The organism is Bordetella bronchiseptica (assembly GCF_900636925.1).
Classification (GTDB): domain Bacteria; phylum Pseudomonadota; class Gammaproteobacteria; order Burkholderiales; family Burkholderiaceae_B; genus Bordetella; species Bordetella pertussis.
This window is the reverse complement of sequence record NZ_LR134326.1, coordinates 2,603,897-2,618,227: the sequence shown is the minus strand read 5'-3', so window position 1 is coordinate 2,618,227 and position 14,331 is coordinate 2,603,897. Positions and strand designations below refer to the sequence as shown.

General features: G+C 71.5%; 12 protein-coding genes. 6 read left to right on the top strand and 6 right to left on the bottom strand.

What is annotated here, in order from left to right; all coding sequences use genetic code 11:
* Positions 1–19 precede the first annotated feature (19 nt).
* From EL288_RS12255 to EL288_RS12245, 3 genes are read right to left on the bottom strand one after another with little or no spacing between them, the layout of a single operon-like run.
* Complete coding sequence (locus tag EL288_RS12255) at positions 20–967, bottom strand: lysylphosphatidylglycerol synthase domain-containing protein (protein ID WP_003811366.1); 948 nt, start codon at positions 965–967, stop codon at positions 20–22.
* Complete coding sequence (clsB, locus tag EL288_RS12250; RefSeq protein ID WP_003811370.1) at positions 964–2,166, bottom strand: cardiolipin synthase ClsB; 1,203 nt, start codon at positions 2,164–2,166, stop codon at positions 964–966. Before clsB ends, EL288_RS12255 begins: the two co-directional genes overlap by 4 nt.
* Entirely contained in the window at positions 2,163–2,921 is a 759-nt protein-coding gene (locus EL288_RS12245) for an endonuclease/exonuclease/phosphatase family protein (RefSeq protein WP_003811372.1), read from the bottom strand. Before EL288_RS12245 ends, clsB begins: the two co-directional genes overlap by 4 nt.
* A gap of 123 nt (positions 2,922–3,044) precedes the next feature.
* On the opposite strand from EL288_RS12245, the gene EL288_RS12240 reads away from it, so the two are divergent.
* The 4 genes from EL288_RS12240 to EL288_RS12225 all read left to right on the top strand — a co-directional run bounded on the left by EL288_RS12240 (position 3,045) and on the right by EL288_RS12225 (position 7,555).
* Entirely contained in the window at positions 3,045–3,227 is a 183-nt protein-coding gene (locus EL288_RS12240) for a hypothetical protein (protein ID WP_353511666.1), read from the top strand.
* 107 nt (positions 3,228–3,334) lie between these two features.
* Positions 3,335–3,967 carry a PadR family transcriptional regulator gene (locus EL288_RS12235; protein ID WP_003811375.1) on the top strand — a complete coding sequence of 211 codons (633 nt, stop codon included), beginning with the start codon at positions 3,335–3,337 and terminating at the stop codon, positions 3,965–3,967.
* 25 nt (positions 3,968–3,992) lie between these two features.
* Positions 3,993–4,793, top strand: coding sequence for a siderophore-interacting protein (locus EL288_RS12230; RefSeq protein ID WP_003811377.1), 801 nt, complete (start codon positions 3,993–3,995; stop codon positions 4,791–4,793).
* 161 nt (positions 4,794–4,954) lie between these two features.
* Complete coding sequence (locus EL288_RS12225; protein ID WP_033459381.1) at positions 4,955–7,555, top strand: BP1344/BB2830 family autotransporter; 2,601 nt, start codon at positions 4,955–4,957, stop codon at positions 7,553–7,555.
* Here the strand turns inward: EL288_RS12225 and EL288_RS12220 are convergent.
* Both EL288_RS12220 and EL288_RS12215 read right to left on the bottom strand, forming a co-directional pair.
* On the bottom strand, positions 7,543–10,962 hold the full coding sequence (locus tag EL288_RS12220; protein ID WP_033459384.1) for a TM0106 family RecB-like putative nuclease: 3,420 nt from the start codon (positions 10,960–10,962) through the stop codon (positions 7,543–7,545). The genes EL288_RS12225 and EL288_RS12220 overlap by 13 nt on opposite strands.
* A 7-nt stretch (positions 10,963–10,969) precedes the next feature.
* The gene (locus EL288_RS12215) at positions 10,970–11,875 is read right to left on the bottom strand and encodes a LysR family transcriptional regulator (RefSeq protein WP_003811380.1); all 906 of its coding nucleotides are present in this window, start codon (positions 11,873–11,875) and stop codon (positions 10,970–10,972) included.
* 138 nt (positions 11,876–12,013) lie between these two features.
* On the opposite strand from EL288_RS12215, the gene EL288_RS12210 reads away from it, so the two are divergent.
* Positions 12,014–12,592, top strand: a complete 579-nt coding sequence (locus EL288_RS12210; RefSeq protein ID WP_003811381.1) for an NADPH-dependent FMN reductase — start codon at positions 12,014–12,016, stop codon at positions 12,590–12,592.
* Positions 12,589–13,500, top strand: coding sequence for an HpcH/HpaI aldolase/citrate lyase family protein (locus EL288_RS12205; protein WP_003811382.1), 912 nt, complete (start codon positions 12,589–12,591; stop codon positions 13,498–13,500). The genes EL288_RS12210 and EL288_RS12205 overlap by 4 nt, the downstream gene beginning before the upstream one ends.
* Before the next feature lie 13 nt (positions 13,501–13,513).
* Here EL288_RS12205 and EL288_RS12200 read toward each other — a convergent pair whose 3' ends face one another.
* On the bottom strand, positions 13,514–14,194 hold the full coding sequence (locus EL288_RS12200; protein WP_003811383.1) for a GntR family transcriptional regulator: 681 nt from the start codon (positions 14,192–14,194) through the stop codon (positions 13,514–13,516).
* Between the last annotated feature and the right edge of the window lie 137 nt (positions 14,195–14,331).

The following is a 14,331-nucleotide window of genomic DNA, read 5'->3' as shown; positions in this document are numbered from 1 at the left end:
GCAAGCGCCGTGCCCGGGCTCAACCGGCCGCCGCGCGCCGGTGGCGCCATTCGGCGCCCAGGTAGGCCGGCAGCGCCACGCACAGCGGTATCCACGCATACAGCAAGCGGTACATCAGCACCGCGCCCAGGCTTTCGCTGGCCGGCATGCGGGTGGCCAACGCGGCGGCGAACAGGGCCTCGATCACGCCCAGCCCGCCCGGAATGTGGGCCAGCAGCGCGGCGATGCTGCTGAACAACAGGATGGCCAGGACTTCCGGATACGGCGCGCGGCCCTGCAGCAGGACGTAGATGATGCCGCCCATGATGGCCCACGACACGCCGGCCAGGCCCATCTGCCGCAGCGCGGTCGGCAGGTCGGGCAGCACCCAGCGGTGGCCGCGCAAGGTATAGGCGCGCCGCCGCGCGTACCGGCACAGGTACAGGTAGGCCAGCGCGCCGGCCAGCAGCGCCGCGCCCACGGTGCGCAGCAGGCCGGCGCCCAGGTGCCAGCCGGCGGGCGTGGGCATCTGGCCGGCCAGTAGAAGAGCGCCGGCCAGCCAGGCGTAGCCCACCCAATTGGTGGCGGTGGCGAACGCCACCACGCGCAGTCCGCAGGCGGTGCGCAAGCCGTGGCGCCCGTACAGCCGCAGGCGCACGGCGACCCCGCCCAGCAGGACGCCCAGGTTCAGGTTGAGCGCATAGCTGGTCATGGCGATGGCCGCCACCTGCCAGGCGGGCAGGCGGTGGCCGGCATAGCGGCGCGCCAGGATGTCGAAGCCGGCGTAGGCCAGGTAGCCGGCCAGCGCCAGCGCGGCGGCCAGCGCCACGGCCGGGCCGGGGATATCGTGGGCGGCGCGCGCCACCGCGTGCCAGTCGATGCGGCGCGCCTGGTACAGCAATACCCCGACGACGGCCAGGCCGACGATGCCGGCCAGCCAGGCGCCCAGGCGGCGCCGGCGGTGTCCATGATGGTGCGCGTGCCTCATGTCGCCTCGTCCGGTTGGCCCTGGCCATCGGGCCGCAGGGTCTGGATGCGGGGCTTGTGGGCGGGCAGGCTGCCGGCCCAGGCGGGAAAGCGCCGCAGGAAGTGGTAGACCAGCGCGCCGGCGAACAGCCGCCGCAGCTGGCGCCCTGCGCCATCGCTTTGCGGCGCCGGGCGGCAATGGTCGATCGCCAACCGTTCCAGCCGCTCTCGCAGGCCGCTGGCGAAGGCGCTGTCGCGCACCTCGACATTGGCCTCCAGGTTCAGCGCCAGGCTGAACGGATCGAGGTTGCTCGACCCGACCGTGGCCCACTCGTCGTCGATGCTGGCGACCTTGCCGTGCAACGGACGCTCGCAGTATTCGAGGATTTCCACGCCGGCCTCGGCCAGGGCGTCGTACAGCAGGCGCGCGCCCAGCTGCGCGATGGGCATGTCGGGCTCGCCCTGCAGGATCAGGCGCACGCGCACCCCGCGCGCGGCCGCCGCGCGCAGGTCGCGCAGCAAGCGGTAGCCGGGAAAGAAATACGCGTTGGCGATCACGATGTCGCGGCGCGCGGCCCGGATCGCCACGCGGTAGCTTTGCTCGATATCGTTGGTGTGCTGGTCGTTGTCGCGCACCACCAGGCGCGCGCGCGCCGGGCCGGCGGCCTGCGGCGGCGCGGCCGGCCGCGCGCGGCGCCAGCGCCGCCGCGGCACGGCGGCCAGCGCGGCGCGCGCGAAATCGCGGATGTCGGCCGCCAGCGGGCCGGCGATTTCGATGGCGTAGTCCTGCTTGGACTGGGGGCCGTAGTCGTCGAGATGATCGGCCGAGAAATTCAGGCCGCCGACGTAGGCCAGCGTGCCATCGATGGCGACGATCTTGCGGTGCAGGCGGCGAAACAGATTGGTGCGCATGCCCAGCAGGCGCGGGCGCGGATCGAATACATGGAACCCCACGCCCAGTTCGACCAGGCCGGCGATGAAGTCCGGCGGCAGGCTGTCCGAGCCATAGCCGTCGACCGTGACGTCGATGCGCACGCCGCGCCGCGCCGCCGCCATCAGCGCCTCGCGCAGTTCGCGCCCGACCGCGTCGTCGAACAGGATGAAGGTCTCGATGAGGATTTCCTCGCGGGCCTTGCCGATGGCTGTGTAGACCCGCGGGAAATAGCTGGCGCCATTCTCGAGAATGGCGAAGCGGTTGCCGTCGCGCCAGGGCGTGCTCACAACGTCACCTCGGCGGCCAGCGGCACATGGTCGGACAGCCGCGACCATGGACGCCGGCTCAGGCGGCGCGGCTCGGATCCGGCGACGTTGCGCACGTAGATGCGGTCCAGCCGCAGCAGCGGGCAGGCGGCCGGAAAGGTACGCGCCGCGTGCCCCAGCGCCAGCCGGTGGACGTCGGCCAGCCCGCAGCGCGCCAGCGTTGCGTCGGCCCGCTGGCGCCAGTCGTTGAAGTCCCCCGCCAGCAGGGCCGCGGCCTGCGCCGGCACGTGCTGGCGCAGGTACTGGCACAGGCGCCGCAGCTGCTCCTGGCGATGCGCCTCGCGCAGGCCCAGGTGCACGCACAGCGCATGCAGGGGCGCGGGCGCGTCGCGCACGTCCAGCACGCAGTGCAGCATGCCGCGCGGCTCGTGCGCCGCGCCCACGCTCAGGTCCTCGTTGCGGTGCGAGACGATCGGATACTTGGACAATACGGCGTTGCCATGGTGGCCATCGGGGTAGACGGCGTTGCGGCCATAGGCATAGGCGCTCCACAGGGTGTCGGCCAGGAACTCGTATTGCGAGACCGCCGGCCAGCGCGCGTGGCGCGCCGCGTGCCGCTGGTGTTCGCCCAGCACTTCCTGCAGGAACACGAGATCCGGCCGTGCCTCGCGCAGGGCCTCGCGCAGTTCGTGCAGGATGAAACGGCGGTTGAAGCTGGTGAAGCCTTTGTGTGCATTGACGGTCAGGATCCTGAGCCGGATCGGTTCTGGCGGCATGGGCGCTCCGGACGGCGAGATGCCGCAGCCCAGCAAACCGCGTGCCCGCCACACGATGGCGCGGGCACGACGCTTGCGCTACGCTGGTTCCCGATGGTTCGCGCCCGCCCCAAGGAGACGACGATGTCCGCCACGCTGCGCTGTCACGTACCCCCCAAACCCGATCCCATCCCGCCCGATTCGCCGCCCGGGGACCTGCCGGTCGACCCGGATACCGACGATCCCGATATCGACCTGCCGCCGCCCGACGCGCCGGGCGATCCCGCCAGGCGCCTGGCGGCCTCGGTTCGCTTCCTGCTCTCCTGACGGCGCCTGCGCGCGGCTTGCCGGGGCGGCGCTTTCTACACGCTGCTTGACAGTTCCGCGGCGGTCGATATATCGTAAGACATATATCTTACGATATAGGTGACCCTATGCATCCATTTCACGTCTTTGCCATGTCCGCGCACGGCGGCCGCGGCGGCGGCCATGCCGGGGGACGGCACGGCGGCGGCCACGGCGCCGGCGGCGACGGCCCCGACTGGCGGCGCGGCCGCAAGTTTTCGGCCGACGACCTGCAGTTGATGATCCTGGCGCTGCTCGACGAAGGCCCCAGCCATGGCTACGAGCTCATCAAGGCGCTGGGCGCGCGCAGCCGCGGCTTCTATACGCCCAGCCCGGGCATGGTCTATCCGACCCTGACCTGGCTGGAAGAGGCCGGCCACGCCACGGTCAGCCAGGACGGCGCGCGCAAGCACTACCACCTGGCCGAACCGGGCCGCGCGCATCTGCAGGCCAACCGCGAGCGCGTCACGCTGCTGATGGCGCAACTGGCCCATGTCGGGCGCAAGATGGAGTGGATGCGGCGCGCCTGGGCCGGGCAGCCCATCGAAACCGGCTCCGAAGGCGAGGACCTGGCCACCGGCTGGCTGCCCGAGTACGTGCAGGCGCGCATGGCGCTGAAACAGGCGCTGGCGCGCCACGCCGACGCCACGCCCGCGCGGCAGCGGCAATTGGCCGCCATCCTGGCGCGCGCGGCCGCCGAACTGGACGACCTGTCGTCCTGACACAAATTTCCCTGGAAAACCTGCAATGCCCCCAACCGAACTGAACGTGCAGCGGGTACGCCATCCGCTGAAAATGCGCCTGCTCGAAGTCAAGCGCGTGACGCGGCCCACGCCGCATCTGGCGCGCATCACCCTGGCCGGCGACGCTCTGCGCGACTTCGTCTCGGCATCGTTCGACGACCACGTCAAGGTGTTCTTCCCGCCGCCTGGCGCGGCGCGGCCGGTCCTGCCCGAACTGGGGCCGGACGGCCTGGTGTTCGCCGAGGGCGAACCCCGCCCGCCCATGCGCGATTACACGCCGCGCCGCCACGACGCGCGCGCCGGCGAGCTCGACCTGGAGTTCGTGCTGCATGGCGAAGGGCCGGCCGCCAGCTGGGCGGCCCGGGCGCAGCCCGGGCAGCAGCTGGGCGTGGCCGGGCCGCGCGGCTCGTTCGTGGTGCCGCTCGAATACGACTGGCATTTGCTGGTGGGCGACGAAAGCGCCTTGCCGGCGATCGCGCGCCGCCTCGAGGAATTGCCGCCCGGCAAGCCCGTCATCGCCCTGATCGAGGTCGCCGACCCCGCGGCCCGGCTGGCGCTGTCGACCCGCGCGCAGGCCAGCGTGCAATGGCTGCTGCGCGAGCCGGCCGGCAGCCGTCTGCCCGAGGCCGTGCGCGCGCTGCGCCTGCCGCCGGGCGAAGGCTACGCCTGGGCCGCGGCCGAGGCGGCCGTTGCGCGCGCGGTGCGGCAGGCGCTGGTCGACACGCACGGGCTGGACAAAAGCCGCATCCGCGCCGCCAGCTACTGGAAGCGCGGCGAGGCGGCCGTGCACGAAACGCATGATTGAGCCGACGCCGGCCTTGTGACATCGACGCAACGGGGCGCCGGGCGCGCGCCCTTGCAAAAGCGACAGAAAATGGCGTAATTTTTACAAATTGCACACATCTCTCGCGTATCCAGCCGCTACTCTCGCACAAACTATGCAAGATGTTGCGAACTGGAGCCCCGATGCGTAGCGCCCGCCGCCGTACCCCAGCACGACTTGCCCCGTTGCCGGCCATGCTGGCCGCCGCCGGCCTGCTGCAATCCTTGGGCGCGACGCCCGCGGCCGCGGCCTGTGCGCCCACGCTGGCGCCAGCCAGCGGGCAGAGCGTGCAATGCGACGGCGCCGTGGTCAACCAGTCGGTCGAGGCGGCGGCCGGCAGCCAGAACGTAACCATCACGGTGGCGCCCGGCGCGCTGTTCTCGACCAACGCGACGCGGGCGCTGTCGGTCGATGACCGCAGCCGTATCGTCAACGAGGGCACGATCCAGATGGCCGGCGGCGCCGGCGCCTCGCGCGGCGCCATGGTGGGTTTCGGCGACAACAACCAGTTGATCAACCGCGGATCGATCACGACATCGGGCAGCGGCGTGCGCGGCATCTCGGTGCCCAACGTCGGCAGTACCGGGACGCTGGTCGACAACAGCGGCAGCATCCGCACCCAGGGCGCCAGCGCGCACGGCATCGCCATCAACGGCCCGGGCAACCGCGTCCAGAACAGCGGCGCCATCACCGTCAACGGCACCGACGCCAAGGGCGTGTATCTGCAAGGCGGCAGCCCCGCGGCCAACGTACTGGTCAACGGCGGCACCATCCATGCGCGCGGCGCCAGCAGCAACGGCATATTCGGCCCCGACGGCGTGCATGTGAACACCACCAACGCCAACGGCTTTCATGCCCGCGTCGAGAACCTGCCCGGCGGGCGCATCCTCAGCGATCACTCGTATGCGCTGCGCGGGCAGAACGGCAACGATACCTTCATCAACGCCGGCTACCTGCAAGGGCACGGCGGGGCCGGCCGCGACACGGCCGTCTACATGGGCCCCCAGGGCACGGGCACGCTGATCCTGCGCACCGGCTCGGCCATCGCCGGCCTGGCCGACGGCGGCGGGGCGGCCAGCCATGCGTATCTGGAGGGCAGCGGCACGGTGGACAACCGGTTCGCCAACTTCCGCACCCTGACCATGCGCGGCGCCGACTGGCGCTGGACCTCGGACGCCGCGTTCACCGAAAGCGTGGACCTGCGCACCGGCACATTCTTTCTTGCCGGCACGCTCGCCAGCCCGGCCAACCGCCTGGCCGCCGGCGCGGTGCTGGCCGGCACCGGCACGCTGGCCGGCGCATTGCGCAACGCCGGCGAAATCCGGCCCGGCCCGAACGACGGCAGCGGCTACGGCGCGCTGACGGTGCGCGGCGATTACACCGGCGCGGGCGGCGCGCTGCGCGTCAACACGGTGCTGGCCGGCGACGGGGCCGCCTCGGACAGGCTGGTCATCGATGGCGGGCACGCCGGCGGCAGCACCCCGGTCACGGTGGTCAACCGGGGCGGGCAGGGCGCGCTGACCGCGGCCGACGGCATCCTGGTGGTCCAGGCCATCAATGGCGCAAGCTCGGACGCCGGCGCCTTCTCGCTGGCCGCGCCCCTCAACGCCGGCGCATACGAGTACAGGCTGTACCGCGGCGACGCCACGGGCGCCGCGCCGGACAGCTGGTACCTGCGCTCGCGGGCCTATCTGGTCGAGGACCAACTGGCCGGCAGCCTTGCCGAAGCCGAGGCGATCGCCGACGACATCGGCCGGCGCACCGGCGAGCGGCCGAGCATCGAGGACACGCCGCTGTACCGGCCCGAGGTGGCGCTGTACAGCAGCATTCCCATGCTGGCGCGGCGCATGGGCCTGGCCCAGCTGGGCACCTTCCACGAACGGCAGGGCAACCAGGCGCTGCTGGCGCGCGACGGCGAACGCGTCGCGGCCTGGGCGCGCGCCTATGGCGGCAACAGCAAGCAGGCGCTCGACGGCGATGCGCAACCCGGCATCGACGCCCGCCTGGCCGGTGTGCAACTGGGGCAGGACCTCTACAGCAGCGTGCGCCCGGACGGCGGACAGCACCGCTTCGGGCTGTTCGGCGGCTATGGCCACGCGCGCGGCGACACCCACGGCTCGGCCGGCGGCGAGCGCGACGCCGCTACCGGCCGGCTGACCATCGACGGCTACAGCGTCGGCGGCTACTGGACCTATGTCGGCCCGCGCGGGTGGTACGTGGATACCGTGCTGGCCAACACCTGGATGGACATCGACACCGACTCCAAGGCCGGGCGCGACGCCGATACGCGCGGCCAGGCGTTGACGGCTTCGCTGGAAAGCGGCTACCCGCTGGCGCTGTCCGAGCGCTGGACGCTGGAGCCGCAGGCGCAGCTCATCTACCAGCACACGCGCGTGGACGACTTCTCTGACGCCGTGTCCGAGGTGCGCATCCGCGACGACAACGCGCTGACCGCCCGCCTGGGCGCCCGGCTGCAGGGCGAGTACGCGGCCGCCGCGCAGGTGTGGCGCCCCTACGCGGCGCTGAATTTCTGGCGCACCTTCAGCGGCGAGAACACCGTCGTGCTGGGCGAAGACAGCATCGATACCCGGCGCGGCGCGACCTCGCTCGAACTGGCGGCCGGCGCCAGCGTGACGCTGGCCCGCAGCCTGGCCCTCTACGGCAGGCTGGCCTATGCCACCAGCATCGACAGCCAGTATCTGCGCGGCGCTTCGGCGCAGCTGGGGATGCGCTACACCTGGTAAGGCGACGCGCTGCCCGTCTCGGCCACCCAGCACAAGGTGTTGACCAGGGCCATCTGCTCGGCGCTGCGGCAGCGCACCGCCGTCAGCGCCGGGCTGGCGACCAGGATGGCCAGCGTGCGGGCGCGCGATATCGCCACATTGAGGCGATTGCGGCTGAACAGGAACTCCAGGTCGCGCGGCAGGTAATCGCCGCTGGAGGTCGCCATGGAGACGATCACGACCTGGGCCTCCTGGCCCTGGAACTTGTCGACCGTGCCCACGCGCGCGCCGTCGGGCAGGGCGGCGCGCAGGGTATTGACCTGCACGTTGTACGGCGCGACGAACAGGATGTCGTCCAGCGTCAGCGGCGCGGGCGCGCCGGCTTCGTCCACATGGCGCTGGCGCAGCAGGAGCGCGCACAGTTCGGCCACGCGCGCGGCTTCCTCGCGGCTGGATTGCGTATTGCCGTCGTGCGGCACGGGCACGTAGCGGATGCCGTGCGCGGGCAGTTCGCGGCCGGCCGCCTCGTCGAGCAGCAGGCGGTGGGCCGCGGTGGCCGGCGCCGCGCGCAGCCTGCCGTCGTAGATGGCTTCGGAAATGAAACCGCAGATCTCCGGATGCATGCGGTACGAGGTGTCCAGGAAAACGCCCTGCGACGCCGCGATGGTGGCCTGGCCGTCGAGCAGGTACTCCAGCGCTGATTCGCCCGAACGGCCCGGATGCGTGCCCTGGCTGGGCTGGCCGAGCTGCATCTGGTCGCCCAGCAGCACGATGTTGCGCGCGCACTGGCCCATGGCGACGAGGTTGGCCAGGCTGACCTGGCCCGCCTCGTCGACGAACAGATAGTCGAACGCCTGCTCGAACTCGGGGCGGGCGAACAGCCACGCGGTGCCGGCCACCAGTTGATGGCGCGCCGGATCGACGTCCTTGTTGTCGAACACATCCTCGATCTGCGCGCCGCCCAGGCAGCTGTCGTCGCCGGCGCTGGTGGATTTCTTGGCGCCGCGCAAGGCAAAGCCTTCCCGCTCGGCCAGCCGCTCCAGGCCGCGCAGCAGATTGTTGATGGCGTGGTGGCTGTTGGACGATACGGCCACGCGCCGGCCGGCGCGCAGCAGCTGCAGCAGCACCCGCGAACCGGTGTAGGTCTTGCCGGCGCCGGGCGGCCCTTGCAGGAACAAGGTGGTTTCGTCCATGCGCGCCACGACATCCAGCACCTGGGGCAACAGCTCGGCGTGCGGCGCGACCAGCGGCGCGCCGCGCGCCAGGCCGCGGATGCGCGGGGGCTCGCGGCGCAGCAGCGCGTCCACGGCGCGCATCGGCGTGGACATGCCGTCCGGCGCCCGGCACACCGCGTCGCCGTAGCGGAACACCGCGTTGACCAGCTCCTTGTTGTTGACCGGCGCCGCGGGCCCCAGCGCCATGCGCGGCGGCGGCGCGGGTTTGCGCGCGCTGCAGGTGAAGCTGGCCAGGCGCGCGTGCGGGTCGACCACCAGATTGGCCAGGCTGGCGCCGGTGCGCACGTCGGTGCAGCGCGCGCCGGTGCGCAGCTTGGTTTCCTGCGCGGGATAGCGGTAGGTATAGCGCAACGACTGCGCCTGCCGTACGGGCGGCGCCGCGTCGTCGCGCGCCAGCCCGCCCAGGCATTCGGCGTCCTCGATCAGCTCGCCGTCGGTGGCTTCGGCGCGCGCGAACCAGGCCCACCAGGCGGGCTTCTGTTCGCGCCGGTGGAAGTCCAGCAGGTGCCACGCCAGCGCCCGGAACGCGTCGCGCGGCGACCAGGCGGCTTCGTCGGCCGGCAGATCGTCGGCCAGCGCGGCCCGGTAGGGCAGCAGGCGGCGCTCGGCCTCGGTCATCTCGCCGATGACAGCCCGCGCGGCGTCGAGGTCCTGCTGGCCGGCCTCGTTGTGCCACGGCAGGGCGGCGGGGCGGATGCCGCACAGCCAGTCGCGCAAGCGCCAGGTGGAGATCACGTCGTCGCGGTTGTATTCGGCGATGTCCTGCAGCAGGCGCGGCTCGCCGGTGGCTTTCCAGCGCTCGTAGTACACGATGCTGGCGCCGGCATTGGTGACCTCGCCCGCGCGCCGCGGCAGGTAGAAGCGCTCGACGTACTTGATGGAATAGCTGGGCTCGGAGATGCGCAGCCCTTCGCGCACGACACGGTACAGGTCAACCAGCTTGCCGACGCGCAGCAGGTGGTCGACCTCCGCTTCCCGGGTGCCGTGCAGCGACATCAGCTTCTTCAAGGCCGTGGCCTCGTAGGGCGCATAGTGATAGATGTGCGCATCGGGATGGCGCCGCAGCCGTTCGGCCACGAAATCCATGAAGGCTTCGAACGCCTGCTTCTCCTGGCGCCGGTCGTGGGCCCAGAACGGCACGAAGCGTTCGGCACCGTCGTCGATGACATACAGGCCGAACAGGTACTCGAGGCCGCCGTCCTCGAGCGGATCGCCCTCCATGTCGAAGAACATGTCGCCGGGGTCCGGGCGGGGCAGGCGCGCCAGGCCTCGCGGTCCCTCGTCCTGCGCCGCCAGCAGCTCGTAGTGGCGCGCGCCATCGACGCGGGCGCGCCATTGCAGGGCGGCCTGCGCGCGCAGCCGCTGCAGCGTGCCGGCTTCGATGCCGGCCACCTGCGCGTGCTCGGGCAGGGCGCCGAGCTGCGCCAGCGTGGCCACGCCCTGGGCGTTCAGGCGCCGGGCCTGCTGGCGCGACATGCCGGCCACCAGCGAAAGATGGTCGTCGGCGACGCGGCGCGCTTCGCAGGCCACGCGCCAGCGGCACTGCGGGCAATGCTCGCAGGGCTCGGGATAGGTCGGTGGCGCCGGCTCGGCGGCGATCGCAGCCTCGAAGCGCCTCAGGACCTGCCGCAGGTAATGGGCGTAGTCGGCCACGCGCAGCGCCAGCTCGCGGCCGCTGCCCAGCACCACATGCATGCTGCGCGGCGCGACGCCTTGTGCGTGCTCCAGCAACCAGGCGTAGAACGACAGCTGCAGCACGAAGCTGGCGCGCGGGCTGCGCGCCAGCTTGGTGTCCAGCGCCTCGTAGCCGTAGTCGCCCAGCGCCGACGGGCACTCGGTGCGCAACAGGAAATCGGCATGCCCCACGTAGGGGCCGTGACAGAGCGCGGCCTGGTAGATGACCGGGGCGCCCGCGGCCATCGCCGCGCGCGTGGCGGCCAGCCGCGCCGCCAGGTCCGGACCGGCGCGCGTGACGTCGGCCAGGTCGGGGTGGCGGGCGCGCAGGCGCTCCAGCCAGGCCTGCTCGTGCGCCTGGCCCTTGGCCTGCACCAGCGCCATCTGTTCGTCGTCGGCCGCCGCCGGCGCCTGGCCCGCGTCGAGCGCGCGCAGGTCCAGTTGGGTGAGGTGTTCGCAGGCCAGGAAACCCACCAGGTCCGAGGCGGCGTAGCGCCGCGTTGCGCCGAGCTGCTGCATGGCGGGTTCAGTCTTCCTGCAGGGCCGCGAAGCGCTCGGCCAGGAAATCGACCAGCGTGCGCACCGACGACAGCAGGCCGCGCCGCGACGGAAATACCGCGTGGATCAATTCGCGGCACGGCGCCCATTCGGGCAACAGGCGCACCAGGGTGCCGTCGGCCAGCTGGCCGCGCACCATCATCGAGGGCAGCTGCACCACGCCCACGCCGGCCACCGCCGCGCTGCGCAGCGCCAGCATGTCGGTGGTGACCATGCGCGGGGCCAGGGGCACCGTGGCCTGCGCGCCTTGCGGGCCGGTCAGCAGCCAGCTGTGGGGCTGGTTCGGCAGGCCCAGCGCCAGGCTGGGCCAGGCGGCCAGGTCCGCGGGCAGGGCGGGCGCGCCATGGCGCGCGAGCAGGGCGGGGCTGGCCACCAGGCATTGGCCGCGGTCGGCGAACGGGCGCATGACCAGGTCGCTGTTCTCCAGCGGCGGCGGACGCACACGGATCGCCACGTCCACGCCTTCGCCCAGCACGTCGACGCGGCGGTTGCTGGCGTCCAGGTGCAGGGTGACGCGCGGATAGCGCAGCATGAATTCGCCCAGCATGGCGCCGACATGGGTGTGCAGCAGGGCCACGGGACAGGACAGCCGCACCACGCCGCGCGGCTCGACCTGGGCCGCGTCGATCGCCTCCTGGGCGGCCTCGGCCTCCACCAGCATGGCCTTGCAGTGTTCGTAATAGGTCTGGCCGATGTCGGTGACGGAGAAGTGGCGCGTCGAGCGCTGGATCAGGCGCACGCCCAGCCGCTCTTCGAGCACGGCGATGCGCCGGCTCAGCTTGGATTTCGGCATCCCCAGGGCGCGGCCGGCCGGCGCGAAGCCCCGGTGATCGACCGTCTGTACGAAATAATAGAGGTCGTTGAGATCCTGCATGGACGCCCCTCGATAGTTCTGAAAATAGGACAGCGCGGCCCGGAATCGCAGTCTACCCGCATTTTCGCTTCAGCAGCATGCTGGCGAGTGCCTGCTGCTATGCTGCCAACCGGGGCAGCGACACGCGAGGATTCGAACATGGCCAGACTCCACATCATCATCTGCAGCACGCGGCCCGGGCGGGTCGGGCCGGCCGTGGCCGACTGGTTCCATGCCCAGGCCCTGGCGCATGGCGGCTTCGAGGTGGCGCTGGTGGATCTGGCGCAGGTCGGGCTGCCGCTCTACGACGAGCCGCGCCACCCCATGCTGCAGCAATACGAACATGCGCACACGCGCGCCTGGAGCCGCAGCGTGGCCAGCGCCGACGCGTTCGTGTTCGTCACGCCGGAATACAACTACGGGCCACCACCGGCGCTGGTCAATGCCCTGAACTATGTCTACAAAGAGTGGAACTACAAGCCGGCGGCTTTCGTCAGCTATGGCGGCGTCTCCGGCGGCATGCGCGCCGTGCAGGCCGAGAAGCAGACCCTGACGACCTTGCGCATGGTGCCCATCTTCGAATACGTGGCCATCCCGATGGTGGCCGAGCGCCTGGACGCGGCCGGCCGCTTCCAGCCTCAACCCATCCACGACAGCATGGCCCAGGGCCTGCTGACCGAACTGCGCCGGTTCAGCGACGCCTTGCAGGTGTTGCGCGAACCGGCCTCCACGCCATGATTCCGGACCCCGCCACGGCCCCCTCCATGAACCCTACGCAAACCACGAACCCCATGCGCCCCTTCCGCTCGGTGCTTTATACCCCCGGCGCCAACGCGCGCGCGCTGGCGCGCGCCCGCGAACTCGACGCCGATGCGCTGATCCTCGACCTGGAAGACGCGGTCGCGGTGTCGGCCAAGGAAGAGGCGCGCGTGCAGGTGACGCACGCCTTGCGCGAGGGCGGCTTCGGACGACGCAGCGTCATCGTGCGCGTCAATGGCCTGGACACGCCCTGGGGCGAGGACGATGTGCGGGCGCTGGCGCCGCTGGGTCCGCATGCGATGCTACTGCCCAAGGTCGAACATCCCGCGCAGCTGGCGCGCGCCGCCGCGCTGGCGGCCGAGGCCGGCGCGCCGGGCCTGGCATGGTGGGCCATGATCGAAACGCCGCTGGCCATCCTCAATATCGGCGCCATCGCCGCCGCGGGCGCGCCGCTGCGGGCCCTGGTGGCCGGCACGTCGGACCTGGTCAAGGCGCTGCATGCGCGCCACACGCCGGCGCGCGCCGAAGTCCAGGCGGCGCTGTCGATGACGGTGCTGGCCGCGCGCGCGCATGGACTGCTGGCGCTCGACGGCGTGCACCTGGACCTGGCCGACGCCGAAGGCCTGCGCCACGCCTGCCGGCAAGGCCGCGACCTGGGCTTCGACGGCAAGACGCTGATCCATCCGCGCCAGATCGACAGCGCCAACGCCGCCTTCGGACCGTCGGAAGCCGAGGTCGTGCGCGCGCACGCCATCATGGCGGCCTGGCAGGACGCGCAGGCGCGCGGCGCGGGCGTGACCGTGGTCGACGGCATGCTGGTGGAAGCGCTGCACGTCGAGGACGCGCAGCGCGTGCTGGCGCTGGCCCAGGCCATCGCCGCGGACTGAATCCCTCGCGCGTTCAGGGCCGGAAGATATCCGGCGGCATGCGCTCGACCATTTCGCAGGCGCGCTTCAGGTGCGCCTTGACCTCGGCGGCGGCCTTGCGGCCGTTGCCGTCGACGATGGCCTGGGCGATGCGGCGATGCTCGTCGATCGAGGCCTGGATGGCCTGCGGCGTGATCGCACCGCCCAGCTGGAACATGATCAGCGGTAGCTGCAGCTTGCGGATCAGCTCGGCCAGCTGGGTGTTGGCGCTGAGATCGGCAATGGCCTGGTGGAAGCGCCGGTTCTCGTCGAAGTAGGAAGGCGCGGCGGCCAGCGAGTGCTCGTCCCAGATCGGCCCGATGGCCTGCAGGAAACGCGCCTTGGCGGCGGGATCATCCATGCACTCGGCGGCGCGGCGGGCCGCCAGCGCCTCAAGCTCGGCGCGGATCTCGAACAGCTCCAGCATTTCCGCCTTCGAATAGCGGCGCACCATGGTGGTCTGGTTGGGAATGCTCTCGACCAGCCCCTCGGCCGACAGGCGGCGGAACGACTCGCGCACCGGGCCGCGGCTGACGCCCAGCTGGCGCGTCAGGTCCGCCTCGACCAGGCGCTGGCCGGGCACGAGGCGCCCGCTGAGTATGCCCTGGCGCAGCGTATCGACCACGTACTCGAGCGTGCTGCCGGAAGTTGCGTTGGGCTTGCTGGTTCCTGTCATGGCGTCCATTCGGATAGGCGATAACCCTGATTGTACGACAAGTTGCCGAACGTTATTGTCCTACAAAAACGTGCATCAATATTCCGCCAGACATGGCGGCGCCCTGAAGGGGAGAACCATGCAAAACCCGGCCGTAC